Source organism: Phyllobacterium sp. NPDC097923 (assembly GCF_044760925.1).
In the GTDB taxonomy this organism is placed as follows: domain Bacteria; phylum Pseudomonadota; class Alphaproteobacteria; order Rhizobiales; family Rhizobiaceae; genus Phyllobacterium; species Phyllobacterium calauticae.
The window spans coordinates 1,116,409-1,142,885 of sequence record NZ_JBIWBL010000001.1; the positions used below are offsets into that span (position 1 = coordinate 1,116,409).

The window sequence follows — 26,477 nt, forward strand, 5'->3', positions numbered from 1 at the left end:
TATGCTGCCCGGCGAACATCCGGCGCTGTCAGGAACAAAGCAATGAGCCTTGTCGATTCCATCCGCAACACTCTGGTCCCCATCCATCGGGAAGGCTATCCGTTCATCGCCGGTTTTGCCGGCGTGACCGTGGTTCTCGGTTATTTCTGGGAACCGCTGTTCTGGATCGGCCTCATCCTCACCGCCTGGTGCATCTATTTCTATCGCGATCCGCAGCGCGTCACCCCGACCGATGACCGGCTGGTGATCAGCCCGGCCGATGGCATCGTATCGGCCGTCGGACCTGCCGTGCCGCCGCGCGAACTCAACCTCGGCGACCGCGAGATGACCCGCATTTCCGTGTTCATGAACGTGTTTTCCTGCCATATCAACCGCGCCCCGGTGCGCGGCCGCATCACCACCATCGTCCACAAGCCCGGCAAGTTCCTCAATGCGGAACTCGACAAGGCAAGCGCCGAGAACGAGCGCAACGGCCTGGTGATCGACAGCCCCAATGGCCGGGTTGCCGTGGTGCAGATTGCCGGTCTCGTGGCCCGCCGCATTGTCTGCTGGGTGGATGAAAACAATTCCATTTCCATTGGCGAACGCTTTGGCCTGATCCGCTTCGGCTCGCGCCTCGATGTCTACCTGCCGGAAGGTTTTGCACCGCGCGTTGCCGTCGGCCAGACGGCCGTTGGCGGCGAGAGCGTGCTGGCGGAATTCGGCGGCGAGCCCAGCGCCCCGCTGGTCCGTATCAGCTGAGGCGCGCGGCATGAACGAACCCGAGACCGATCCGCTGTTCGATGAAAAGCCGCAGGTGCAGGAACCCACCGGTTCGCGCATCCCCATGCGCTACCTCGTGCCGAATGTCATTACGGTTCTGGCCATCTGCGCCGGTTTGACCGGTATCCGGCTGGCCTTCGAGAACCGCTTCGAACTGGCGGTATCGATGGTGCTTCTCGCCGCGTTCCTCGACGGCATTGACGGGCGCATCGCCCGCATGATGAAGGGGTCGACAAAATTCGGCGCGCAGATGGATTCGCTTGCCGATATCGTCAATTTCGGCGTGGCGCCCGCGCTGGTGCTCTATGCCTACATGCTGGATCAGGCCCGCTCCTTCGGCTGGATCGCCGCGCTGCTCTATTGCATTGCCTGCTGTCTGCGCCTCGCCCGCTTCAACGTGATGCTTGATGTGATCGGCAAACCGGCGTGGCAGGGCAATTTTTTCACCGGCGTTCCCGCCCCGGCGGGGGCGATGCTGGTGATGCTGCCGGTCTATCTCGGTTTTCTCGGCCTCGCGCCGACAAGGCCACTGGCCTTTGCCGGCGCCGCCTATACCGTCTGCGTGGCGATCCTGATGATCAGCCGCCTGCCGGTGTTCAGCGGCAAGGCGGCCGGAACAAAACTCCGCTCCGACTGGGTGATGCCGAGCTTCCTGTTCATCGTGGTCTATGTGGCATTCCTGATGAGCTACACGTGGCAGACGCTGACGCTGACCACCATCGGCTTTTTCCTGAGCCTGCCGTTCAGCGCCCGCGCGTGGAAGCGGCACGAAGCGGCAGATGCTGCCGCTGCTGCTGAATCTGTCGCCGGTTCAGAGACACCCGCGTCCTGAAGGGATTGCAGGCGCCATCATGCGTGGTTCGACAAGCTCACCATGAGGGAAAGTGAGGATTGCAGAGAGCTATGTTCTGCAACGTTGCCAAATTGGCCTTGCGCCAAACCAACTCCCTCATGGTGAGCTTGTCGAACCACGCACAACGACTTTGCAGCGCATCTATTGCGCTTTGAGCGTCCGGTTGAACGCGTCTGTGATCATATCGATCAGCTGTTCATGAATGGCGCTGCGGGATCGCCCGCCGCCATCGTCGCACAGCGGTTCTGTTACGCCCTCAGCCTTCAGTTTGTCCGATGCACCGGCCTTGCACGCGGCAAACATGCTGAAATGGTTGGCATCCTCGATGCTTGCATGGCGCGCGCCCGGAATGATGTCAGCCATCCACGACGCCTGCAGCGTGCGGGGAATGTCACCTTTTGGGCCAAGGTTCACGAGGTCGACGGGGATTGCGATGCCTGCAACACTTTCGGTTGTGAGCGTGTCCGACATGGCCGGGTCGATTGCAACTGCCGAGCGAATACGGTTGTCCCTATAGTCCAAGCCTGCCGGCTGCACATCCATCCTGTGCAGATCAACGCCGCTCTGTGCGAGCCATTCGCACAGGGAGTGGTTGCGCAGATCGGTATCGCAATAGGCCGCGAGGCGTTGCCGGTCCATGCGGGCGCCTGCCACCGCAAGGGCGGTGTAGCCACCCATGGAAAGGCCAAGCGCGCCGACGTTTTTCCAGTCGATCCGGTCGCGGAAAACCGTTCCGGTTTTCAACGCATCCAGGGTCGCGGTAAAATCCGCTGGCCGCAGCCAAAGCTTCATCGTCTCGCTTGCCGATGTGTTTCCGCTCTGATTTCCCGGGTGGTTTGGCGCGGCGACAATATATCCCTGCCGCGCCAAGGGGGCGGCAATCCAGCCCGTGGCTTGCGCATTGCCGGCAATGCCGGTGCCGTGGGAGAGCAGGATGAGAGGAAATTTTCTCTCAACGGGAGGTGCATCGCGCATGCTGGCGGTCCCTTTGAAAAGTGGGGTATCGCCAAGCAGGACTTCTTCGCCGCCGGTCCGTGCCGGATACCAGACCGTCACATCGAGATCGGTGCCGCGTTCTTTCGAGGGAACGGTGATTTGCCGAACGCCAGCCGGTGTGTCGGCCTTGACCATATCAACGCTGAACAGACCTGAAAGTGCCGCGGTACAAAGCATGATATGCAGTTTCATGTTCTATCTCCATGCTGGAAATTGGGATACAGGGGAGCTCATGCAGCAGGCAGTATCTGCCCGACCTACATCAGATACTTCCGGAAGAATGCGAGCACATCCGCGTTGAACTGTTTGTGGAAGGCGACGCGGTCGAAGCCCTCGGCATCGCTGCACAGTTCCGTATCTCCTGAGTCAGCCACGAGCTTGGCGAATTCGGCGCTGCATGGCGGCAGGAACGAGAAGTGGCCGGACTTCGGCACCAGGCGGTATTCAGGTTTGCTTGCCAGATATCTGGCAACGGAGGCCGCATCGGCAGGCGATAGGCCGTCACCGCCATATTCCGAACCCCAGATCTGAACGGGAACAGTCACGCGTCCCAAACTCTCCGGGGTGAACAGGTTGCCGCCGGCGGGGTCGGCAATAACAGCCGCGATGATGCGCGGATCGGCGGTGAGCGGCGGAATATCACCTGCCCGGATTTGCGCGCAGAAGCGATTGCCGGGATAGACAGGGCAATTATCGAGCAGCTTTTTCCAGTCGGGATTGCCGCCGATCATACCAAGACCGGTGAACCCGCCCCGGGAGAATCCGAAGAAGCCGATGCGGGTGGCATCGATGCGCGACCCGTCGGACCACGAGGTGAGGATGAAGTCCAGCAGCCTTGTCATGTCCTGCGGACGCTGGGTCATGGACGCAATATCGCCCGGATCGCGCGTTCTGGATCGTCCGCCATCCCTCGGATGGTTGATGGCCGCGACGACAAAACCCGCATCGGCCATTTGTTCGGCAAGCGTATGGAAATTGCCGTACCAGCCGCCGACACCGTGCGAAATCACGATGAGCGGCAGCTTTTGGCCCATCAGCGGGCAATCCTTCACCGCTGTTGAATGATCGAAGCCAATGTCGACCTGCGTCGGATTGCCGGCGCAGGGGTACCAGACGGCGCTCTCCAATGACGGGCCATGATTGTCCTGCGGCACGTCAATGAATGTCAGTCCGGCGGCCGGTGCCGTCTGCACGGAGCTTAAGGCGAGGAAGGCAGACAATACTATGAATCTGGGAATGTTCATGGGTGATTTCCTTGTTTCAAGTGATGGGAATTAGCGGATCGTCACGCGCGCATAGTCGCTTCTGATGCTGATCGCGGGTTTGGCGCCGGGTGTGCTGTCACGCTTGCTGTCGACGAGGGATGCCTTGGCATCCACGGTGTAGCTGATGGGAACGTCCTTGCCGAAGCTGAAGGAGGCGTCGAGCGCGCGGGAATCGAGCCGGATGGTCTCGCTGTTGCTGACGCGGGCAAAGCGCAGGTCGCTGCGCACGGCGTCACCCGAAATATCGAGGCTCGCCGCGTGCCCATCCAGCGCAAAATCCGCCGCATGGCCCTTGATGCGTACGGCACCGTAGTCACCGGTCAGCCGGGCCTGCAGCGCCGCCTGTTCGATGCTGACATCGCTGCCGGCAGGCAGGCTGGCGCGGATCAGCACTTCGCAGTCGGAAAGGCTCAGAAGCGGTGCGTTGACCACGTGGATGCGCAGCGTGCGTTCCCTAACCTCCATGGTGGTGCGGGTGGCGCATTGATCGGCGAACCAGCTCGAATACCAGCCGGAGAACCAGCCGGACCGGGTGCTGGTGACGCGGGCCTGATAGGGCGCGCCATCGCCTGCCGTGAACACGATGTGGCTGGCTTCCCCCGTAATCGTGACGCTGTTGACCGCAGCGATATCGAGCGGCGGCTGGAGCTCGCCGGCGGCGCTGGGGGTTACGGTTCCGAAGAGAAGCAGAATGGCGGTGATAAGGCTCAGCATGATGGGCTCCTGTGGGTTGGCATGACAACCAGAGGAGGGCGCTATCGGCTGAAATTCGACCTTGATCACAATTCAGGTCGTCCGCGATCGCGTTTCAGGACATAGTGGGCTTCGTCCACTCGTCCCGGTCGCAGGTTCCATGCTGTTTGTTCCATTGCCTTTTGTCGTCGCCGTCCTGCTTGTCGTCCTTCTCGTCCAGATGATCCGGCGAAGCGATGGCAATGACAGGAATGCGTTCTTTCTCGCCCTGGTGTCGGTCTATGCCCTGCAATCGGTGGTGATCGGGGTGCGCTGGGGCTACGGTGTGCTGGAGGTCCTGCCGGTCCAGGCCGTGCTCGCCGTTGTCATCGCCACGCTGGCATGGCTGAGTTTTGAAGGCCTGCGCAGCGAGCGGCCGCCGGCAGAGCGTCCGTGGCTCCTGCTACACCTGTTGCCGGTGCTTGTGGTCACCGGTCTCATTGCATTCTGGCCCGCACCGATATCGCTGGTTATCATTCTGGTGTTCGCGGGCTATGGCATTGCCCTTTGCCGTCTCGCCTTTGCAGGGCCCGACGCATTGGGTTCATCCCGATTGGACGGTGTCATCAGCGCCTACCGGGCATTGCAGGTGACGGCCTTTGCCGTGTCCAGTTCCGCTGTCATCGACATCGTCATCAGTTGGGATTTTGCCCAGTCGGGCGGCAGCCATTCCGCCCGCATCGTTGCCATCGGCAATGTCCTGGCCCTGCTCGTCCTCGGGAGCGCGGCCACGGTCGCCGGGACCAGCCGCCCGGAGGAACGGGACGAAGCAATCGCGGAAGAGGGCGCTTCTCCGGTGCTACCCAGCGCCGAAGACACGGACATCGCCGCCGCGCTCGATCGGCTGATGCAGGCGCGGGAACTCTACCGGGATGTCGATCTCAACCTCAACCGCCTGGCGCGCAAGATGGGCCTGCCGGCCCGGCAGGTGTCGATAGCCGTCAACCGGGTCAAGGCGATGAGCGTCTCGCAGTATGTGAATGATTACAGGGTGAAGAAAGCGTGCCGTCTGCTGGCGGATACGGATCGTGCGGTCACCGGCATCATGTTCGATGCCGGGTTTCAGACAAAATCCAACTTCAACCGCGAGTTCCTGCGTGTCACCGGCATGAGCCCGAAAGCCTGGCGCGCCAATGTGCTCTCCGCAGGCAAAACCGGCGCTGCGGTTATCCGCCTCGCCGGATGATCAGCTTTCAGCTCGGGTCGTTGTAGCCCAGCAGCTTGCCGGCGCGCACGTCGTAGAGCTTGCCCGTTGCGTCGATCCTCGGATCGAGAATGAGCGCGATCTTGGCGGCCACCTCCGCCGCAGTCGGCAATGTGTCGGGGTCTTCGCCCGGTACGGCCTGCGCCCGCATGGCGGTGCGTGTCGCGCCGGGATTGACCGAATTGATGCGCAGTTTTGTCTGGCGCGCTTCCTCGGCCCAGCTGCGGCCCATCACCTCGACAGCGGCCTTGGATGCCGCATAGGGGCCCCAATAGGCACGGGCGGAGTGGGCAACGCCGGAGGATAGCAGCACCGCACGGCCTGCCTCGGAAAGCTTCAGCAGCGGGTCGGTGCTGCGGATCAGCCGCCAGACGCTGGTCACATTGATGTTCATCAGCTTGTCGAAGACTTTTGCCTCGACATGGCCGATCGGCGAGATCGTGCCAAGGATACCGGCATTGGCGACGAGAATGTCGAGCCTGCCCCAGCGCTCATGGATGGAACCGCCGAGCCGGTCGATGGCTGGCATGTCGGTCAGGTCGAGCGGCACCAGCGTCGCTGTGCCGCCCGCTGCCTTGATTTCATCGTCCAGCTCTTCCAGACCGCCCACCGTGCGGGCGACGGCAATCACATGCGCACCGCGCGCTGCCAGGTCTTTGGCAAGGAAATAGCCGATGCCGCGGGATGCGCCGGTGACAAGCGCAAGCTTGCCGTCCAGCCGGAAACTGCCGTCAGAAATCATGAATGGGAACTCAACCGTTAGCCGTTGTTTGCGAGAAGCGAGAACTGGCGCACATTGCTGATGCCGTCCCGGTCAACCAGCCGGGTCGGGTAATCGCCAGTGAAGTAGTGGTCGGTGAACAGCGGCGCCTGTGCGTCGCGCGGTGCCCCGCTGACCGCCCTGTACAGCCCGTCGATCGACAGAAATTCCAGCGAATCCGCGCCGATATATTTGCACATGGAGGCAAGGGTCGCATGCTGGTTGGCCAGCAGCTTGTCCGCATCCGGCGTGTCGATGCCGTAGAAATCCGGATGATAGATCATCGGGCTGGCGACACGGATATGCACTTCGCGCGCCCCGGCATCGCGGATCATCTGCACGATCTTGACCGACGTGGTGCCGCGCACGATGGAATCGTCGACCAGAACCACACGCTTGCCTTCGATAACGGCCCGGTTGGCCGAATGCTTCAGCTTGACGCCGAAGGCGCGGATCGACTGGGTCGGCTCGATGAAGGTACGGCCGACATAATGGTTGCGGATGATGCCGAGCTCGAACGGAATGCCGCTCGCCTGGGCAAAGCCGATGGCCGCAGGCGTGCCGCCGTCGGGAACCGGGACGACGACGTCGGCGTCCAGCGGTGCTTCCTTGGCCAGGTTGATACCCATGTTCTTGCGGGCGGTATAGACGTTACGGCCGCCGACAACGGAATCCGGACGGGCAAAGTAGACATATTCGAACAGGCAGATGCGTTCCGGCTTCGGTGACTGCGGCTTGAAGGCTTCGATGCTGATCGTGCCGTCGCTCTGGATCTCGCAGACCACGACTTCGCCGTTCTCGATGTCACGCACGAACTTCGCGCCGATGATGTCGAGCGCGCAGCTTTCGGAGGCAAAGATCGGCTTGCCGTCGAGATCACCCATGACGAGCGGCCGGATGCCGATCGGATCGCGCGCGGCGATCAGCTTGGTGCGGGTGAGGGCGAGCATGGCATAGCCGCCTTCCATCTGGCGGATCGCGTCGACGAAACGGTCGCTCGACGATGTGCTGCGCGAACGGGCGATGAGATGCAGCACCACTTCCGTATCGGAATTGGACTGACAGATCGCGCCGTCGGCGATCAGCTTGCGGCGCATGGTCAGGCCGTTGGTGAAATTGCCGTTATGGGCGATGGCGATGCCGCCGATTTCCAGTTCGGCGAACAGCGGCTGCACATTGCGCAGCGCAGGATCGCCTGTCGTGGAATAGCGCACATGGCCGATGGCACGGTCGCCGGGCAGCTGCGCCAGCGTGGCGGGGTTGGTGTAATGGTCGCCGACAAGACCCATGCGGCGCTCCGAGCAGAACTGCTTGCCGTCATAGGAGACGATACCCGCCGCTTCCTGCCCGCGATGCTGCAGGGCATGCAGACCCAGCGCCGTCAGCGTGGCGGCATCGGGGTGCCCCAAAATGCCAAACACACCGCACTCTTCATGCAGTGTGTCGTCGTCAAGGGACATGAGAGGGGTCTCATCACGAAAAATGTCGGTCATTACCGCAAGCCTTTCGCCGCAGATTCAACTGTAAGATCTGTCATTCCATTATGCCACACTATGTGGGGTATTACCACGCAAACGCCAAGTTAACCGTTTGTCGCACCCGGCAGCCCGTCAGGGCTTCGGTGTCGTGCCTTCCGGCGGGATGTCTTCCTTGGGTTCAGGTGCCGTCGTTGCGTCCGGAGTATGGCTCGAGCCGGGCTTCAAACGCTTCAGAATGGTTGATTCCGGGTCTTCCGGCAAAAGGCTGATCAGCTTTGCGCCGAGTGAGTCGATCATCGGCTTGGACTTGGCCTGCGCCACCCAGGCGGGCTGGTTGTCCGTGACGAGCCAGTTGAAGAACAGCATCGCGACAACCACGAGAAGGACACCGCGCGCCGCGCCGAAGAGGAAGCCGAGCGTGCGGTCGAGCGCGCCGATACGGCTGTCGATGATGAAATCGGCAATCTTCATGGTGATGACGGAAACGATGATCAGCGTGACGATGAAGACGATACCGGCTGCCGCGATCTGGGCGATGGTCTCATTGCTGATATAGGGGGCAAGGAAGGGGACCACAGGCTTGTAGAAGAGATAGGCGGCCGCGGCCGCCGCTGCCCATGACACGACGGACAGCACTTCGCGCGAAAAGCCGCGCACCATGGCGAGGACCGCCGAAACGAGGGTGATGCCCAAAAGAATTCCGTCTAGCAACGTAATAGGCATTTACATGTATCCCCAATCCAATTCCGACCTGCACACCCTCTCGGGAGGACTGTGCCGCGTCAGTCGTCGCGTTTCGTTTTACCGGGTCCCGACGCCGCAATCCGGGCCACAAGGTCCGGCAGCGAAGCGGTCTCGGTCAGATGGGCATTGCGTCCCTTCGGCACGTCGTTGCTTCCCTTGGGAAGAACAGCCTGCTTGAACCCAAGCTTCTCTGCTTCCTTCAGCCGCTGCACCGCATGCGCCACCGGGCGAACGGCGCCAGACAAGCTGACTTCGCCGAAATAGACGCAATCGGCCGGAAGGGCAATACCGGCAATGGAGGAAACCAGTGCAGATGCAACCGCAAGATCGGCTGCAGGCTCGGAAATCCGGTATCCGCCCGCCACATTCAGGTAAACATCGTGCTGCCCGAACCGCACGCCGCAATGGGCTTCAAGCACCGCCAGAATCATCGAAAGACGGCCGCCGTCCCAGCCGACGACGGCGCGGCGCGGTGTGCCGAGCGTCGAGGGCGCCACCAGCGCCTGAATTTCCACAAGCACCGGCCGGGTGCCTTCCATCCCGGCAAAAACCGCGGCGCCCGGCGATTTGTCATTGCGTTCGCCGAGAAAAAGTTCCGACGGATTGGCCACTTCGCGCAATCCGCGGTCGGACATTTCAAACACGCCGATCTCGTCGGTCGGGCCGAAACGGTTCTTCACCGTGCGCAGGATGCGGTAGTGGTGGCCGCCTTCGCCTTCGAAATACAGTACCGCATCCACCATGTGCTCGACGACGCGCGGCCCGGCGATCTGGCCGTCCTTGGTGACATGACCGACCAGGACCACGGCAGCGCCGGTCTGCTTGGCAAAGCGGATCATCGCCTGGGCCCCGGCGCGCACCTGCGTGACCGTGCCGGGGGCCGAATCGGCGGCATCCGTCCACAGGGTCTGGATCGAATCGATGATGATGAGATCGGGCCGCTTGGAATCGGAAATGGTGGCGAGGATGTCCTCGACATTGGTTTCGGCGGCCAGAAGCACATCGGTGTCGGCGGCATGCAGGCGCTGCGCCCGCAGGCGGATCTGCGCCACCGCTTCTTCGCCCGAGACATAGATGACCTTGTGGCCCTGCCGCGCCAGTGCCGCCGCCGCCTGGGTCAGCAGGGTGGATTTGCCGATGCCGGGATCGCCGCCCACCAGAATGGCCGAACCGCGCACGAAACCGCCGCCGGTGACCCGGTCAAGCTCGCCGATGCCGGAGTGGATGCGCGGCGCATCCTCGATCTCGCCGGACAGCGAGGTGAGGGCGACGGCGCGCCCCTTGCGGCCCGACAGCTTGCCGGGACCGCTGCCGATGCCGCCCGCCGTGCCTTCCTCGACCAGCGTGTTCCACTCGCCGCAGGAATCGCACTTGCCGGCCCAGCGCGTATGCACGCCACCGCAGTTCTGGCAGATGAATTGAATTCTTGCCTTGGCCATCAGGCGCCTTTTCCGGAATAGAGGTAGCGGCGGTGATAGCGGTTGCCCAGGCTGGTCAAAAGTTCGAAGCCGATGGAGCCGGCGGCGCGCGCCGCGTCATCCAGGGCGATATTGCCACCGAACAGCTCGACGTGATCGCCGGGTTTGACGGCGTCCTCGGGAAGATCGGTGATGTCGAACGATGTCAGGTCCATGGTCACCCGGCCGATCACCGGCACCTTGCGTCCGGCAACAAAGCCTTCGCCGCCCTTGGGTACGACGTTGCGCAGGGGCGTGCCGCTGCCCGACAGCGAGCGCAGATAGCCATCGGCGTAGCCGGTCGAGCAGATGGCAATCCGGGTGTCGCGTTCCAAGAGCGCGGTGGCGCCGTAACCGGTCGTCTCACCCTTGGAGCTGGTGCGGATCTGCACGACGCGCGCTTCGAGCGTCACCACGGGGCGCATGGGATTGGCGACGCCGGCCAGCGCCTCGCCGCCATACATGGCAATGCCCGGACGGCTCAGGTCACCGCCATTGCTGATCGTGTGAAAAATGCCGGAGGAGTTGGACGCGCTTGATTCGATGCCTGCAAAAGCGGTGCGAAGCGTTTGAAATGACTCGATCTGCTGCCGGGTGAGGCGATGGCCGGGTTCATCGCCGGTCGCCAGATGCGTCATCACCAGCACCGGCATTTCGCGGCCAGCGGCAGCAAAATCGAGTGCTTCGGCCATGGTCAGTCCCAGCCGGTTCATGCCGGTATCCACATGCAGGGCATAGGGCAGCGTCAATCCGCTCGCGGCATTGGCGCGGCTCCACAGGCCGATTTCGTGCAGCGAGCCGAGGACGGGGATCAGCCCCGACGCTTCGAACACCGGGCGCGCGTCGGCAAACAGGCCGTTCAGAACGAAAACCCGTGCATCCGGCGCGGCGGCCTTGACCCGCAGGCCCTCCTCGACCAGTGCCACGAAGAAGGTCCGGCAGCCGGCGTCGCGCAGGACAGGCACGACATGGCCGATGCCGAGCCCGTAGGCGTCGGCCTTGACGACAGCGCTCGCCTGCGCCGGTTTCGATTTTTCCGCAAGGAATGTCCAGTTGGCCACGAGCGCATCGAGATCGATGGTAAGCCGCCCGCCCGCGAGACGAGGATCGGCGCCTGCGGTGGTGACGTGAGGTTTTGTGCTGTTCAATTGATTACTCGAAGCGTTCTGGCAGGTGTGAATCTTCCGCAAGGTCGGTGAACCGGGTGAATTCCGCCTGGAAGGCCAGCTTCACCGTGCCCGTCGGGCCGTGACGCTGCTTGGCGATGATGACTTCCGCCTTGCCCATGGCCTCCTTGAGGTCGGCCTGCCACTTGAAATGCTCCTCGGTGCCTTCCTTCGGCTCCTTGTTCTTGATGTAGTATTCGTCGCGATAAACGAAGATCACCACGTCGGCGTCCTGCTCGATCGACCCGGATTCGCGCAGGTCGGAGAGCTGCGGGCGCTTGTCTTCGCGGCTTTCCACCTGACGGGAGAGCTGTGACAGCGCGATGATCGGCGTGTTGAGTTCCTTGCCGAGCGCTTTCAGGCCCGTGGTGATTTCGGTGATTTCCTGCACGCGGTTTTCCGAGGCCTTTTTGGACGAGCCCTGCATCAGCTGGATATAGTCGATGACCAGAACGTCGAGGCCGCGCTGGCGCTTCAAACGCCGGGCACGGGCGGCCAGCTGCGCAATGGAAATACCACCGGTCTGGTCGATATAGAGCGGCACCTTCTGCATGTGCTGCGAGCAGGCGACGAGCTTTTCAAATTCGGCCTCGTTGATTTCACCGCGGCGGATTTTCGATGAACTGATCTCCGACTGCTCGGAAATGATACGCGTCGCCAGCTGTTCCGACGACATTTCGAGCGAGAAGAAGCCGACAACGCCGCCATTCTTGGCCTTGATCGTCCCGTCCGCCAATTGCTCGGACTCGTAAGCCGCGGCGATGTTGAAGGCGATGTTGGTGGCAAGCGAGGTCTTGCCCATGCCGGGTCGTCCTGCAAGCACGATCAGATCCGACGGCTGCAGGCCGCCCATGCGGTTGTCGAGAGAATGGATGCCGGTGGAAACGCCGGACAGGTGCCCGTCGCGCATGAAGGCGGCGTTGGCCATGTCGACGGCGGTTTTCACCGCATCGGTGAAGGTCTGGAAGCCGCCATCGTAGCGGCCGGTTTCCGCCAGTTCGAACAGGCGGCGCTCGGCATCCTCGATCTGGCCCTGCGGCGCCACGTCCACCGGCGCGTCATAGGCGATATTGACCATGTCCTCGCCGATGGTGATCAGCGCGCGGCGCGTGGCAAGATCATAGATGGCGCGGCCATAGTCCTCGGCATTGATGATGGTCACAGCTTCGGCGGCAAGGCGCGCCAGATACTGCATCACCGTCATCTCGCCGACTTTTTCCTCCACGGGCAGGAACGTCTTCAGCGTGACGGGATTGGCCATCTTGCCCATGCGGATCATGTCCGACGACACGTCGAAAATCTTGCGGTGCAGTGGCTCGTAGAAATGCACTGGCTTGAGGAAGTCGGAGACCCGGTAAAACGCATCATTGTTGATGAGAATGGCCCCGAGCAGCGCCTGTTCGGCTTCGATATTGTTCGGTGCTTCACGGTAAAGCTTGTCCGCGTTGTCCCGTACCTCGATGAATTTGCGTGCTGCCTCAGCCATGGTATTTTTTCCCGTTCGAATTAACTATGGCCTTCGGCGTGAATCCTAAGCAATGGAGCATTGCCAAAGCACAGGCTTAACCCCGCTATCCACAGCAGCGGAAAAGATTGGCTTTATTTCTTACCTGATTCGCGCCTCGATGATTCTAAGCCATCTGGCAGCCCGTGGGGAGGCTTAAGCGCGTTCTCCTGCCAATGTCCACCGCGCACTTGCCAGAATGCGCGATCACGATACAAAAACCGGGCGCGATTCATGCATTGGCCCGCCGCGATCAGCACAATCGCGACGGGCCAATGGGTTTGCTGCGGCGGGCGTCAGCGCCCGGCAGCCGATTCCCGGTTGTCGACCTGGGTATTGGCGCAGCTGCGCTCGCTTTCCAGCCGCTTCAGGCGCTTTTCTTCCTTCTCGATGTAGTTGCGCGTCAGCGGCACCGATTCCTGCCGGTGCGCCAGCTGGATCTGGAACACCATCAGGTTCTGCCAGCGGAAGGCTGATTCCGATGCGGCGAGATAGAATTCCCACATGCGGCAGAAGCGCTCGTCATAGATCGCCTTGGCCTTGTCGCGGTTCGCCATGAACCGCTCACGCCAGATGCGCAGTGTGTCAGCATAGTGCAACCGCAGGATTTCGATGTCGGTGATGACCAGCCCCGCCTTTTCGATCTGCGGAAGCACCTCAGAGAGCGCGGGAATGTAGCCGCCCGGAAAGATGTACTTCTGGATGAAGGCATTGGTATAGGACGGCCCGTCCGACCGGCCGATCGAATGCAGGAGGAAAACCCCGTCCTTCTTCAACAGCCGCGCCGTATGCTGGAAATACTCGGCGAAATGCCCGACGCCGACATGCTCGAACATGCCGACGGAGACAATCCGGTCAAAGCTGTCGTCGATGGTCCGGTAGTCGCGCAGGTCGAAGCGAGCCTGTGTCGACAGGCCCTCGTCGATGGCCCGCTTGTTGGCGATGCCATGCTGTTCGTGCGAGAGGGTGACACCCAGCACATTGGCATCGAGATGACGGGCGAGGTAAAGCCCGAGACCGCCCCAGCCGCAGCCGATATCGAGGGTCCTGTGGCCTTTTTCGACCAGAAGCTTGGCCGCGATATGCCGCTTCTTCGCCAGTTGCGCCTCTTCGAGGGTCGCATCTGGATGCTCGAAATAGGCGCAGGAATACTGCATGTCCGGGTCGAGAAACAGGCGGTAGAGCTCTTCCGACAGGTCGTAGTGCCGCTGCACATTGCTGGATGAACGGGTGAGATTGTTCATCTGGTGCAGGCGGCGGGTGGCACGGCGAATGCCCTCCAGCGCCAGCATCCATGGCTCGCGTGCCGCGGTGGCGCCGGTGTTTTCAAAGATGATCTTTAGGACGTCGTAGATATCGCCGTCGAGAACATCGAGTTCGCCGTTCATATAGGCTTCGGCGAAATGCAGGGACGGGTCGAAGGCAATCCGCCGTTCGGCCGCAGCCGTGTTGATGCGGAAGTGGATCGGTTCTCCGGTCCCGTCACCAAAGGTGCGCTTCTGGCCGGATGAGTCAGTAATCGAAAGTGTACCAGTGTGGATGAGCCGCGAAAGCGCAGCCCTAAGAATGGCATTCATGAACAATCTCCATCATTGACGATAGAGCTCGGCCATTATGAGGCTCGGGATTGAGCCAAGGTCGGGCGTGGGTAGGATAAACAAATTTACCCGTTTTTTTGATTCTGCAAAGCAAAAAAACACCCGGCATCTCTGCCGGGTGTTTTATGGTAAAGCAAACACCACTCCTGCGAGCGGTTTTTGCTTTGAAATCAGGCGTTTTCTTCGCCTTCTTCGTCTTCGTCGAAGAATTCGTCGGAAAGCGGTGCTTCTTCAATGCCATAGATCGCTTCGGCGGAGGTGAGGTCTTCACCCTTTACCTGACGCTCGGCTTCATCGGCCGTACGGGCAATGTTGATCGTAACCGTTGCTTCAACTTCCGGATGCAGAACCAGAACGATCTTGTGCAGGCCGATCGTCTTGATTGGCGTGTTCAGTTCAACCTGGTTGCGGTTGATCGAGAAACCTTCCGCCGTGATCAGGTCGGCAATGTCGCGGGTCGTTACTGAACCGTAGAGCTGACCGGTTTCACCGGCGGAGCGAACGGCGACGAATGTCTTGCCGTCGAGCTTGTCGGCGATTGCCTGAGCTTCGGTCTTGCGCTCGAGGTTGCGGGCTTCGAGCTGGGCGCGCTGGCCTTCGAACTTCTTCTTGTTGGCTTCGTTGGCACGAAGCGCCTTGCCCTGCGGCAGAAGGAAGTTACGGGCAAAGCCGTCCTTTACCTTGACTGTTTCACCCATCTGGCCGAGGCGGCTGATGCGTTCGAGAAGAATGACTTCCATGTGAGTTTTCCTTTCAAGTTCAATTGTCGTTATTGGGTGGGGTATCGGTATTCACAGCCTTCGAAACCGGCGCGTTGCGCGATGTGTCAAACAGACCGGCGAGAAGGAAGACGAGAAGCGCAAAAATAAAGAGAAACACGGCGAGATAGGCGAACCACAGCGCAAACGGCCGCCAGGTGGCGCCGCGCGTGCGGGCATGCAGCATGCCGAAGCCGGCCAGGACGAACCCGGCGCCGAGGGCACCGGCAACCGCCGTTGCCGCGTAGCCGGGACCGCCCGGCAGAAACGCAGCGGCGCAGGCGACGGCAAAAACGACAAGCGCCGGGCGCGGCATGCGCAGGGCACGCGGCCAGTCGTCCCGCGGGCGGCGCAGTTTGCCCGAGGCAGCGGTCAGGCGCAGGGCGATGTACAGATTGGCGATGATGACGCACAGCCACGCGGCGGGCTGCAGGGCCGGCAGGACGCGCACGACGAATTGCGCCATGCTCTGCGTCAGGTCGGCATTGGCCGCCAGTTCCGGATTGCTCACGGCCAGCTGCTGGGTCAGCGCCTGCGCCAGCTGGCGGGCAAAGTCTTCGCTGAAGCCGATCATGACGCCGATGACGATGAAGGCGGCGGCGACAACAAGCGCCAGCCGCAGCAATGTATCGGCGAGGGGATACCAGACATAGACGTCCTTGGGTCCACCAATCTCGGCGGCCGGACGGGCAAGGCCGGTGAAATAGGCGCCGACGGCGGCGGGCAGGGCGGTGATGAGCACGACGACGACGGCGGCCGTCGGGGCGGCGATGACGGACACCGCAACAGCCACGGTCAGCGCGGCGATGAAGCCGCAGGCCGTGCCCCAGCCCAGCGCCGCGACAAAGATCGGCAGCGGCGAAAACAGCAGCAATATCATGGCAAGGCTGGAATTCACGATAACACCGGTCGTCAGCAGCGCAGCCGCAAGGCCCGCCAGCACACCAATGCCGATATCTGTTCCAGTCAGTTTCATGTCGCTCGCTGTCCTGCTTGTTGAAGCAGTTAGAGGTGGTTTTTCAACCGATCCCTCAACTTGGGTTTTCTGGTGTGCCTGACCGCGCCCATCGCGGAAGGCTGTGTTGCCCCGGAGGGCAGAAGGCGGCGGGATGAAATCCTGCCGCCTTCGATAGTCTTACTTTACCACGTATGGCAGCAGGCCGAGGAAACGGGCGCGCTTGATCGCCTGGGCGAGTTCGCGCTGCTTCTTCTGGCTGACAGCCGTAATACGGGAAGGAACGATCTTGCCACGCTCGGAAATGTAGCGCGACAGGAGCTTGATGTCCTTGTAGTCGATCTTCGGCGCATTGGCACCCGAGAACGGGCAGGTCTTGCGGCGGCGATGGAACGGACGACGGGTCGGGATCTGATTGATATCAACCATTATTCTGCTCCTTCACCGGCTTCGTTGTCACGCGGGCGGCGTGGGCGGCGCGGACGATCGTCATCACGGCCACCGAACTTGTCGTCGCGTTCGCGGCGATCGTCACGGCGTGCAAGCATGGCCGACTGGCCTTCTTCGTGCTCTTCAACGCGGATCGTCATGAAGCGCAGAACGTCTTCATTGATGCGCTGCTGGCGCTCAACTTCGGCAACGGCAGCTGCCGGAGCATCGATGTTGAGAAGCGAGTAATACGCCTTGCGGTTCTTGTTGATGCGGTATGTCAGGGCGCGGAGGCCCCAGCTTTCAATACGCCCGACTTTGCCGCCATTGGCCTCGATGATACCCTTGTACTGTTCTACAAGCGCATCGACCTGCTGCTGCGAAATGTCCTGTCGAGCAAGGAACACATGTTCATAAAGAGCCATTGTCTTTGCCTTTCTTCGTTAATATTGCCCGGAATCAACGGTAAACCTCTGCGAATCTCTCTGCCGGGTGACCGGGGAAGAAAGGACGCTGATGGAGACGATCGAGAGCGGAGACACGGGAGGCTGAAGCTTTTACGCTTCCACGGATCGAAATCCGGCCCTCCGTTCAGCCCCCAGCTGACGCCGAGCAATGAACGGGCGGCTTATACGGGCAAATGGCAAAAGACGCAACCCGCCACGGACGTTTTATATTGCAACGCGACATGCCGGGCGGGTCATGGGGATTTGCAATGCGTGGTGCGTGGTTCGACAAGCTCACCATGAGGGAGATGGAAGACTGCATGCTAATCGTCAGCGGTGCAGTTTGAACAATCTTGCAAATCTTGACTCCCTGCAATCCTCACTCTCCCTCATGGTGAGCTTGTCGAACCACGCACCACAGTTTTGCCACCCCAAATGAAAATCACACCAACTTATCCAACACGTTCCGTCCTCGCTTATTCTTCTCGTGTCCTTTCCGGCGGGAATGCTTCCGGAAACCTTCGCAAGTCGGGAAAGGATCGGCGCTTCGGCTTCACAGGGAGGAAAACCTGTGCGGCCGGGGAGGTTTGGCTCAATGGATGCGCATTGGGCAAAGCTCTCAAAAACGCCGGGGCGGGTGGTCCCCAGGATCGCAAGCATAGCATACCAGAACACCCAAGACCCGCGTTCCAGGGACCGCCCGTCTTTCCCACCTTTCAACGGCCAGACGCAATTGCGGGCGTGGCGCTGAAAACCCGTTATTCCGCCTGTTATAATGTGCATGTGCGGCCGGTACGGCGCATGAAAGCTTGACTTCGGGCTTGCCGATAGGCACATCGCGCGGCAGATTGACGACGATAAAGCAGAAATCCGGAGGCACGCCCCATGTCCATAGCATTCACCTTCCCCGGTCAGGGCAGTCAGGCCGTCGGCATGGGCAAGGCATTGGCCGACAATTTTGCCGAAGCCAAAGCGGTGTTCGACGAGGTCGACGATGCGCTTGGTGAAAAGCTCTCCGCCATCATCTGGGACGGCCCGGAAGAAACCCTCACACTGACCGCCAATGCGCAGCCGGCCCTGATGGCGGTGTCCATCGCCGTCATCCGCGTGCTGGAAGCGCGCGGCATATCGATCAAGGACAAGGTCGCCTATGTCGCCGGCCATTCGCTCGGCGAATATTCGGCGCTGTGCGCCGCCGGTACATTCTCGCTCGCCGATACGGCGCGGCTCCTGCGCATCCGCGGCAATGCTATGCAGCAGGCGGTTCCCGCCGGTGCTGGTGCCATGGCCGCCATCATCGGGCTTGAGCACGAGGTTGTCGCCGCTGTCTGCGCCGATGCCGCGCTCGAAGGCCCGGTGCAGATCGCCAATGACAATGGCGGCGGCCAGATCGTCATTTCCGGGTCGAAGGCACCGGTCGAGGCGGCTGCCGCGCTGGCGACGGAACGGGGCGCCAAGCGCGCCATCATGCTGCCGGTCTCCGCACCTTTCCATTCCGCGCTGATGGCACCGGCCGCCGATGCCATGCGGGAGGCGCTGGCCAATGTGGCCAAGCACGATCCGGTGGTGCCGCTGATCGCCAATGTGCGCGCGGCCCCGGTGACGTCGGCCGATGAAATCGCGGCGTTGCTGGTCGAGCAGGTGACGGGCCAGGTCCGCTGGCGCGAGACGGTCGAGTGGTTCGGCGCCAATGGCGTAACGACACTCTACGAGATTGGTGCAGGCAAGGTTTTGACCGGCCTGGCACGCCGCATCAACAAGGACATTTCCGGTGTCGCCGTCGGCACGCCGGAAGATATCGAAGCAGCTGTTGCTGCACTGAACGTTTGAACGGAAGGGATTGAGCAATGTTTGACCTGACAGGCCGCAAGGCTCTCATAACCGGCGCCAGCGGCGGTATCGGCGAATCCATTGCCCGCGCGCTGCATGCGCAGGGCGCCATTGTCGGCCTGCATGGCACACGCGTCGAAAAACTCGAGGCGCTGGCAAACGAGCTTGGCGAACGGGTCAAGATTTTCCCGGCCAACCTGTCGAACCGCGACGAAGTGAAGGCGCTGGGCGAAAAGGCCGAAGCCGAGCTCGAAGGCGTCGAAATCCTCGTCAACAATGCGGGCATCACCAAGGACGGCCTGTTCGTGCGCATGAGCGACGCCGATTGGGACAATGTGCTGGAGGTCAACCTGACCGCCGTGTTCCGCCTGACCCGCGAACTGACCCATCCGATGATGCGCCGCCGCTATGGCCGCATCATCAACATAACCTCCGTTGTCGGCGTGACCGGCAATCCGGGCCAGACCAACTATGTCGCGTCCAAGGCCGGCCTTATCGGTTTTTCCAAGGCGCTCGCGGCTGAGATCGCCAGCCGCAACGTCACGGTCAATTGCGTTGCACCCGGTTTCATCGAATCGGCCATGACGGACAAGCTGAACGACAAGCAGAAGGAAGGCATCATGTCCGCCATCCCAATGCGCCGCATGGGTACAGGCGAAGAGGTGGCATCCTCCGTGGTCTATCTCGCCAGCAACGAGGCTTCCTACGTCACCGGCCAGACGATCCACGTCAACGGCGGCATGGCGATGATCTGAGCCAGGTCAGGTTAGCCAGTGTTTGAAAGCCCCGGGCGGAAACGTCCGGGGCTTTGTTTTTCACGGTACGAATGAGCCTGACCCTAGACCTTTGTAGAATTGATTTTTGCCTGAATTATTTCGACCATCAAAACAATTATACCAAGAACATTTCGAGGAGGAAATTGTTTTGAAAAAATCCATATGGAACGCGCTCGTTTTATCTCTCATTCCGATTTTCACGGCCGCTTGCAACAACGACGAAAAATCAGCAAGCGATGGTACGGGAACCTATTCGGCCGGCGCGACGGCTGAAATCAGCCAAAACACCGCTGTTCCGGCGATTGTGCAACCTCCCGCAGGGGGCGATGAGCTTAAGCCGAACAAAGCGGATGCCCGCAAAGCAGATACAGGCAGCGACGAAAAGCCTGCAGTTGACCCTGCCGATGTTCGTGCCGCCAATCTCGTTGCGCAAATGTCGCTCGATGAGAAGCTGCAATTTATCCGCTCGGATCACAAGACTATGGGTGATACCGGCGGGGGCGGGGCTGGGCACATTCCGGGGCTGCCACGACTCAATATTCCGGAGTTGACGATAGCCGACTCATCGACGGGCTCGGGCGCGTTGAGGCTCGCCAGCACGACTTTCCCGGCAACGCTTGCTGTTGCGGCAAGTTGGGATGAAAAACTTTCTTATGATTACGGTGTTGAAATCGCTAAACAACTGCGCGCGCAGGGATATGGCATGGGGTTGGGCGGCGGCGCCAACATGGTTCGCGATCCACGTTCGGGTCGCATGTTTGAATATTTGGGAGAGGATCCAGTCCTTGCAGGCAAGCTTTTGGCATGGCGTACAAAAGGCACCCAGAGCCAACAGGTAATTGCAACAATCAAACATATGGTGGGTAATGAACAGGAGGCTTATCGCACGACAGGCAGCAGCGCGATCGATGAACGCACGCTGCGGGAGATTTACATGCTGCCCTTCGAGATTGCCGTTCGGGAGGCCGAGCCGGGCAACGTCATGTGCTCATACAACAAGCTCACACTCGATAAATATCCCGCTGATATATTTGCTTGCCAGCACTATCACACGTTGACAGAAATTCTCAAGAATGAGTGGGGGTTCAAGGGGCAGGTTCAGACTGATTGGAAAGCCATACATTCTACCGCTGGCGCGATCAATGCTGGTGTCGACGAGGAAGAGGACTACGAGGCGGCTACCTTTTTTCTTGCCGATAAAGTGAAGCCGCTTCTGAAAGACGAAACCGTCCTCATATCGCGTCTGGACGATATGGTACGGCGCAAGCTGCGAACGATGATTAAGGTCGGTGTCATGGACAATCCGCCAGTCGATAACAAAGTCGCAGACTTCAAACCACAAACCGATTTCGAAAGCGGGGCAGCCGTCGCGCAAAGAGTGGCTGAAGAATCGATCGTTCTGCTTAAAAATCAGCAAGCACGAGCGCCGCTCAGTGCCGCACCCAATGCACGCCTCCTGCCATTGATCGCAGTGAAACTGCGAAAGATCGCGGTTATTGGCGCCCATGCCAATGACGCAGTCTTGTCCGGGGGTGGTTCTGGAAGTACCAGACACCCGGTCTGGGGCAATTACGACACGTGCGGGGATGTGAAACTACATCAAAATGGCTGCGGCTGGTGGGCTGTTCCGTGGGCGCTGGTACGAACGTCGATCGTTCGGGCAATCAAGGATGCCGCACCGAATGCCGAAGTAAGTTATGGCGGAAACAGCGACCGTGCTCAGCCATTTCGTCCCTACACGGCACAAGAAATAGATGCTGCCGTCGAGCTGGCGAAAACATCAGACGTGGCAATTGTCGTTGTCGCTCAGCCCTCAGGCGAGGACGTGACGTCGCTCTCGCTCAGTTTGAGCGTTGTTCGCGATGGCAAAGGCAATCCCAGCAATCAAGACGAATTGGTAACGAAGGTAGCTGCTGTCAATAAAAACACGATCGTCATCATCGAAAGTGGAAATCCTATCCTGATGCCTTGGATCGATAATGTGTCAGCTGTTCTGGAAACCTGGTATCCTGGTGAAAATGGCGGATCGGCTATTGCGAATATCTTGTTCGGCAAGATCAATCCTTCAGGAAAACTGCCGATTACCTTTCCGAAAAAGGAAACTGACACCCCGACAGGTGGTGGCGCCTGGTCTGAAAATCCGGTTTATTCCGAAAAACTCAATGTCGGGTATCGCTGGTACGATGCGAAAAGCGTGGAGCCGTTGTTTGAATTCGGCTTTGGTCTGTCTTACACCAGTTTTGCATATTCGGATTTACGGATGGATACGGACGGAACGGACGGCACGAAAACAGTATCCTTTTCCGTTGAAAATACCGGTACGGTTTCCGGAAAAGAGGTGCCGCAAGTCTATATCCAGTTTCCTTCAGCAGCGGGGGAGCCACCTAAACGGCTCGTCGGTTGGGAGAAAGTTGATCTGAAGCCTGGCGAAAAGAAAAAAGTGGCTGTTAAAGTTCCACCTCGAATGCAGAGCATCTGGGATACTGATAAGAATACATGGAAACTGGTGCCGCCCAGCAAAATTATGGTGGGTGCCTCATCCCGCCAGATCAAACTGGAGCTTTGAACTGCGATAACGACTGATTGCATCAAGCAGTTCACTCGTTCCTTTGGTCATGCGTATTCCGCCCGGCTGCACCTTTGCGCCGGGCGTTTACGTCGCAATCACATTTATGCGATTGAGACCGTGAATAAAGCGTGATAAGTCGCGCACCAAGTCAGGGTGTCAAATCGATTTGATGCCTTTTCCATTCCGCGAGGAAGAAGTGGCTGGGATGAGGGGTTTTAGCTGTTAAACAAGGCTGACCTGCCATCTTATTGCTTGATTAGAGTCATCCGTGCCGCTAACCAAGGCATGGAGAAAAACAAACAGGTTGAGGTTTCCACATGAGTGATACTGCAGAACGCGTCAAGAAAATCGTTATTGAACATCTGGGCGTTGATGCCGAGAAAGTCACCGATGGTGCGAGCTTCATCGACGATCTGGGCGCAGACAGCCTTGATACTGTCGAGCTCGTGATGGCTTTCGAAGAAGAATTCGGCGTTGAAATTCCTGATGATGCTGCCGAGACAATTCTGACAGTCGGCGATGCCGTCAAGTTCATCGATAAAGCACAAGCCTGATTTTCATTCGGCCCGGCAGCGCAGGCATTTTGACAGGCGGCAGATTGCCTTTGTCGGAACCTGCGCAGGGCCCTTGGAAAATATCATGCTGAATATGACATTGAAGGATCGGCCATGAGGCGCGTTGTCATAACCGGCCTTGGGCTGGTTTCTCCTCTTGCATCCGGTGTTGAGCACACATGGTCCCGCCTCCTGGCTGGCCAGAGCGGTGCCCGGCGGGTCACAGAGTTTGAAGTTGAAGATCTGCCTTGCAAGATTGCCTGCCGCATTCCAGTCGGCGATGGCTCCGATGGCACATTCAATCCGGATGATTGGATGGAACCGAAGGAACAGCGCAAGGTTGATCCCTTTATCATTTATGCCATGGCTGCCGCTGATCAGGCGCTTGCCGATGCCAAATGGGCACCGGAAAGCGACGAGGATCAGATCGCTACGGGCGTTCTCATCGGTTCGGGTATCGGCGGTCTCGAGGGCATTGTCGAAGCCGGCTATACGCTGCGCGACAAGGGTCCACGCCGCATTTCGCCGTTCTTCATTCCCGGACGTCTGATCAATCTGGCTTCCGGCCAGGTCTCCATCAAGCATAAGCTGCGCGGCCCGAACCATTCGGTTGTCACCGCCTGCTCGACCGGCGCGCATGCGATCGGTGATGCGTCGCGTCTCATCGCCTTCGGTGATGCCGATGTGATGGTTGCCGGCGGAACGGAATCGCCCGTCAGCCGCATCTCGCTGGCCGGCTTTGCCGCCTGCAAGGCCCTGTCCACAGCCCGCAACGATGATCCGACAGCGGCCTCGCGTCCCTACGACGATGACCGCGATGGTTTCGTCATGGGCGAGGGTGCCGGTATCGTCGTGCTGGAAGAGCTGGAACATGCGCTGGCCCGCGGGGCGAAAATTTACGCCGAGGTCATCGGCTACGGCCTGTCCGGCGATGCCTACCACATCACCGCTCCGTCCGAGAGCGGCGAGGGAGCGCAGCGCTCCATGGAAATGGCGCTGAAGCGCGCAGGCATTACCCCGGATCAGGTCGACTACATCAATTCGCACGGCACATCGACGATGGCCGATACGATTGAGCTGGCGGCCGTTGAACGCGTTCTGGGCGATGCCGCTCCGAAAGTGTCGATGTCGTCGACAAAGTCTTCCATCGGTCATCTTCTGGGTGCAGCCGGTTCGACCGAAGCCATCTTCTGTGCGCTGGCCATTCGCGACAATGTCGCTCCGGCCACGCTCAATCTGCACAAGCCATCGGTCGAGACAAAGATCGATCTGGTCCCGCACAAGCCGCGGCATCGCACCGTCGATGTTGCTCTCTCCAATTCCTTTGGTTTTGGCGGTACCAACGCTTCGCTGGTTTTGCGGCGTTATCAACAGTGATTGAAGCAATGGCGGAAGCGTTTTCGCGCTTTCGCCATATTCGCAATCAAAATAATACCGGTTCCAACCGGAAAAACATGCTCGAGGTGCCCGTGTGAGCTCAGATCAGCAGTCTGAAGAGACGAACGGTTCAGCCGCCGCCAGCGCGCCGGAGCGCAATCCGATTGTCCCGCAGTCGGCATCCGAGGCCTTGCGCCCCGAACCGGGCACGCCGCCGCCCGCACCCCGGCGCCGCTCGCGCCGTGCGCGCAGCCAGATCGTTGTTTTCGCCAATTTCATGCTGTCGCTCGTGGTGCTTCTGGTGATTGCCGCCGCTGCCGCGGTCTATTTCGGCAAGGTCGCCTTCAACGAACCCGGCCCGACGGAAGTCACCACCAATTATGTCGTCAAGAACGGCAGCGGCATCGTCGAAATCGCCGATGGCCTCGAACGCCGCGGCATCATCACCGACGGCCGCGTGTTCAAATATGGCGTTCAGGCCTATGGCTTTCAGCGTGACATGAAGGCCGGCGAGTACGAGATCAAGGCGCACGCCTCGATGCGTGACATCATGGACCTGCTGCGCAGCGGCAAGTCTGTCCTGCATTCGCTGACCGTTCCCGAAGGCCTGACCGTCGACCAGATTCTGCAGCGTGTCAGCGAGGATGATGCGCTGGTGGGGGCATTGCCGGCTGTCGTTCCGGCGGAAGGCACGCTGTTCGCCAACACGCAGCGCTTCTCCCGCGGCATGACGCGCGAGGAAATCATCAAGAAGATGCAGGCCGACCAGAAGAAACTGGTCGAGGATATCTGGGCGCGCCGCGACCAGAACATCCCGCTCAAGACCATCGAGGAATTCGTCACGCTGGCGTCCATCGTCGAGAAGGAGACCGGCAAGGCCGATGAGCGTCCGCGCGTCGCCGCCGTGTTCATCAACCGCCTGAACAAGCGGATGCGCCTGCAGTCCGATCCGACGATCATCTATGGCCTGTTCGGCGGCAAGGGCAAACCGGCCGACCGCCCGATCCTGAAATCGGATCTGGAGAAGCCGACGCCCTACAACACCTATACGATCAATGGGCTGCCGCCCGGCCCGATCGCCAATCCGGGTCGCGATGCGCTGGAAGCGGTTGCGCATCCCTCGCAGACCAAGGACCTCTACTTCGTGGCCGATGGAACCGGCGGGCATGTCTTCGCCGAAACGCTGGATGACCACAACGACAATGTGAAGCGCTGGCGCACCGTCGAGAAGAACCGTGTCGACGAGGCTGCCAAGGCCGCCACCGGCGACAAGAATGCCAAGCCGTCTGCGGCAGACGACAGCGCGCCGACACAGGAATAATGTCTGAAGGCCTGGTTTCGATCAGGCCTTTGTCCTTTCGGACTTTGGGGGAAAAATGTCATTGCAAAGCATGACGGGTTTTGCCCGTCACCTCCGGAACAGCGCCGGGGCGCAGATTTCATGGGAAATCAAATCGGTGAACGGCAAGGGGCTCGATGTGCGGTTCCGGCTGCCCGCGGGGTTCGAAGCCGTGGAGCAGAAGGCGCGCGCGCTGTTCAGCCAGCATTTCAAGCGCGGCAATTTCCAGGCGGCCCTGACCGTTGACCGCAGCGCCGGCGATGCCAGGGCGCTCATCAACGAACCGCTGCTGAGGGAACTGGCAGGGGTCGCCGCCCAGTTGCGTGCGGACTTCGGTCTGGCACCGTCCACCCCGGAAGGCCTGATGGCGCTGCGCGGGGTTCTGGAAGCGCCGCAGGACGTGCTGACGGATGAAGACCAGGCCGAGATCGAAGCGGCCGTGCTGGCGGTCCTCGACGAGACGCTGGTGCAGCTTGCGCGCAATCGCGAGACCGAGGGCAAGGCGCTCGGCGATATACTGAGCACCCAGATCGATGCGGTGGAACGGCTGACCGGGGAGGCGCGGCGCGATCCGAGCCGGACACTCGACGCCGTCCGGTCGAGACTGGCGGCACAGGTTGCGCTGCTGCTCGATGCATCTCCGGCTCTTGATGAAGCGCGCCTGCACATGGAGGCGGCGTTTCTCGCCACCAAGGCCGATATCCAGGAAGAGCTGGACCGTCTGGAGATGCACGTGGCCGCCGCGCGCACGCTGCTGCGCGATGGCAACGGTGTCGGGCGCAAGCTGGATTTTCTGACACAGGAATTTAACCGCGAGGCGAATACACTCTGCTCCAAGTCCAATGCGGCCTCCATCACGTCGATTGGACTTGACCTCAAGGCGGTTGTGGATCAATTGCGCGAGCAAATACAGAATCTGGAGTAA

Annotated in this window: 24 protein-coding genes; 10 read left to right on the forward strand and 14 right to left on the reverse strand. The window is 60.4% G+C overall.

The window, feature by feature from the left end; translation table 11 throughout:
* The first annotated feature begins 42 nt into the window (after window positions 1-42).
* Window positions 43-741, forward strand: a complete 699-nt coding sequence (locus ACIQWS_RS05645; protein ID WP_403171991.1) for a phosphatidylserine decarboxylase — start codon at window positions 43-45, stop codon at window positions 739-741.
* 85 nt (window positions 742-826) lie between these two features.
* Window positions 827-1,594, forward strand: coding sequence for a CDP-diacylglycerol--serine O-phosphatidyltransferase (gene pssA / locus ACIQWS_RS05650; protein WP_403177519.1), 768 nt, complete (start codon window positions 827-829; stop codon window positions 1,592-1,594).
* Between the two features lie 162 nt (window positions 1,595-1,756).
* On the opposite strand, the gene ACIQWS_RS05655 is transcribed toward pssA, so the two are convergent.
* The 3 genes from ACIQWS_RS05655 to ACIQWS_RS05665 form a co-directional block, all read right to left on the reverse strand.
* Complete coding sequence (locus tag ACIQWS_RS05655) at window positions 1,757-2,803, reverse strand: alpha/beta hydrolase family protein (RefSeq protein ID WP_403171999.1); 1,047 nt, start codon at window positions 2,801-2,803, stop codon at window positions 1,757-1,759.
* A gap of 65 nt (window positions 2,804-2,868) precedes the next feature.
* A complete protein-coding gene (locus ACIQWS_RS05660) occupies window positions 2,869-3,855 on the reverse strand; it encodes an alpha/beta hydrolase family protein (protein ID WP_403172006.1) in 987 nt (328 codons plus the stop codon).
* A 30-nt stretch (window positions 3,856-3,885) separates the two neighbouring features.
* Window positions 3,886-4,590: a hypothetical protein gene (locus ACIQWS_RS05665; protein WP_403172012.1), complete on the reverse strand. Its 705-nt coding sequence runs from the start codon at window positions 4,588-4,590 to the stop codon at window positions 3,886-3,888.
* A 139-nt stretch (window positions 4,591-4,729) separates the two neighbouring features.
* Here ACIQWS_RS05665 and ACIQWS_RS05670 point away from each other — a divergent pair, with 139 nt between their 5' ends.
* Entirely contained in the window at window positions 4,730-5,794 is a 1,065-nt protein-coding gene (locus ACIQWS_RS05670) for a helix-turn-helix domain-containing protein (protein WP_403172026.1), read from the forward strand.
* A 7-nt stretch (window positions 5,795-5,801) separates the two neighbouring features.
* Here ACIQWS_RS05670 and ACIQWS_RS05675 read toward each other — a convergent pair whose 3' ends face one another.
* The 11 genes from ACIQWS_RS05675 to rpsF form a co-directional block, all read right to left on the reverse strand.
* Window positions 5,802-6,554 (reverse strand): SDR family NAD(P)-dependent oxidoreductase, encoded by a 753-nt coding sequence (locus tag ACIQWS_RS05675; RefSeq protein ID WP_223611252.1) that lies wholly within the window; start codon window positions 6,552-6,554, stop codon window positions 5,802-5,804.
* Between the two features lie 17 nt (window positions 6,555-6,571).
* Window positions 6,572-8,065: an amidophosphoribosyltransferase gene (purF, locus tag ACIQWS_RS05680; RefSeq protein ID WP_403172051.1), complete on the reverse strand. Its 1,494-nt coding sequence runs from the start codon at window positions 8,063-8,065 to the stop codon at window positions 6,572-6,574.
* A 117-nt stretch (window positions 8,066-8,182) separates the two neighbouring features.
* Window positions 8,183-8,773 carry a CvpA family protein gene (locus ACIQWS_RS05685; RefSeq protein ID WP_105735815.1) on the reverse strand — a complete coding sequence of 197 codons (591 nt, stop codon included), beginning with the start codon at window positions 8,771-8,773 and terminating at the stop codon, window positions 8,183-8,185.
* 59 nt (window positions 8,774-8,832) lie between these two features.
* Entirely contained in the window at window positions 8,833-10,233 is a 1,401-nt protein-coding gene (radA, locus tag ACIQWS_RS05690) for a DNA repair protein RadA (RefSeq protein WP_403172060.1), read from the reverse strand.
* Window positions 10,233-11,399, reverse strand: coding sequence for an alanine racemase (gene alr / locus ACIQWS_RS05695; protein ID WP_403172077.1), 1,167 nt, complete (start codon window positions 11,397-11,399; stop codon window positions 10,233-10,235). Before alr ends, radA begins: the two co-directional genes overlap by 1 nt.
* 4 nt (window positions 11,400-11,403) lie before the next feature.
* Window positions 11,404-12,903, reverse strand: a complete 1,500-nt coding sequence (locus ACIQWS_RS05700) for a replicative DNA helicase (protein ID WP_346304872.1) — start codon at window positions 12,901-12,903, stop codon at window positions 11,404-11,406.
* A gap of 314 nt (window positions 12,904-13,217) precedes the next feature.
* Window positions 13,218-14,498: a class I SAM-dependent methyltransferase gene (locus ACIQWS_RS05705; protein WP_403172094.1), complete on the reverse strand. Its 1,281-nt coding sequence runs from the start codon at window positions 14,496-14,498 to the stop codon at window positions 13,218-13,220.
* A 191-nt stretch (window positions 14,499-14,689) separates the two neighbouring features.
* Window positions 14,690-15,259, reverse strand: a complete 570-nt coding sequence (gene rplI, locus ACIQWS_RS05710) for a 50S ribosomal protein L9 (RefSeq protein WP_288194111.1) — start codon at window positions 15,257-15,259, stop codon at window positions 14,690-14,692.
* Between the two features lie 19 nt (window positions 15,260-15,278).
* On the reverse strand, window positions 15,279-16,253 hold the full coding sequence (locus ACIQWS_RS05715) for a DUF2232 domain-containing protein (protein ID WP_346307611.1): 975 nt from the start codon (window positions 16,251-16,253) through the stop codon (window positions 15,279-15,281).
* Between the two features lie 159 nt (window positions 16,254-16,412).
* A complete protein-coding gene (gene rpsR, locus ACIQWS_RS05720) occupies window positions 16,413-16,661 on the reverse strand; it encodes a 30S ribosomal protein S18 (RefSeq protein ID WP_027229803.1) in 249 nt (82 codons plus the stop codon).
* Window positions 16,661-17,086 carry a 30S ribosomal protein S6 gene (rpsF, locus tag ACIQWS_RS05725; RefSeq protein ID WP_105735802.1) on the reverse strand — a complete coding sequence of 142 codons (426 nt, stop codon included), beginning with the start codon at window positions 17,084-17,086 and terminating at the stop codon, window positions 16,661-16,663. Before rpsF ends, rpsR begins: the two co-directional genes overlap by 1 nt.
* 906 nt (window positions 17,087-17,992) lie before the next feature.
* Between rpsF and fabD the strand changes: the two genes are divergently transcribed.
* From fabD to ACIQWS_RS05760, 7 genes are all read left to right on the forward strand, one after another.
* Window positions 17,993-18,937, forward strand: a complete 945-nt coding sequence (fabD, locus tag ACIQWS_RS05730) for an ACP S-malonyltransferase (RefSeq protein ID WP_403172140.1) — start codon at window positions 17,993-17,995, stop codon at window positions 18,935-18,937.
* Window positions 18,938-18,954: 17 nt separating this feature from the next.
* On the forward strand, window positions 18,955-19,692 hold the full coding sequence (fabG, locus tag ACIQWS_RS05735) for a 3-oxoacyl-[acyl-carrier-protein] reductase (RefSeq protein ID WP_403172153.1): 738 nt from the start codon (window positions 18,955-18,957) through the stop codon (window positions 19,690-19,692).
* Between the two features lie 106 nt (window positions 19,693-19,798).
* On the forward strand, window positions 19,799-22,279 hold the full coding sequence (locus ACIQWS_RS05740) for a beta-glucosidase (protein WP_403172160.1): 2,481 nt from the start codon (window positions 19,799-19,801) through the stop codon (window positions 22,277-22,279).
* A gap of 320 nt (window positions 22,280-22,599) precedes the next feature.
* Window positions 22,600-22,836 carry an acyl carrier protein gene (locus tag ACIQWS_RS05745; RefSeq protein ID WP_008128530.1) on the forward strand — a complete coding sequence of 79 codons (237 nt, stop codon included), beginning with the start codon at window positions 22,600-22,602 and terminating at the stop codon, window positions 22,834-22,836.
* Window positions 22,837-22,950: 114 nt separating this feature from the next.
* The gene (gene fabF, locus ACIQWS_RS05750) at window positions 22,951-24,213 is read left to right on the forward strand and encodes a beta-ketoacyl-ACP synthase II (RefSeq protein ID WP_223611243.1); all 1,263 of its coding nucleotides are present in this window, start codon (window positions 22,951-22,953) and stop codon (window positions 24,211-24,213) included.
* A gap of 94 nt (window positions 24,214-24,307) precedes the next feature.
* A complete protein-coding gene (gene mltG, locus ACIQWS_RS05755; protein ID WP_403172198.1) occupies window positions 24,308-25,534 on the forward strand; it encodes an endolytic transglycosylase MltG in 1,227 nt (408 codons plus the stop codon).
* Between the two features lie 55 nt (window positions 25,535-25,589).
* Window positions 25,590-26,477 carry a YicC/YloC family endoribonuclease gene (locus ACIQWS_RS05760; RefSeq protein WP_403172215.1) on the forward strand — a complete coding sequence of 296 codons (888 nt, stop codon included), beginning with the start codon at window positions 25,590-25,592 and terminating at the stop codon, window positions 26,475-26,477.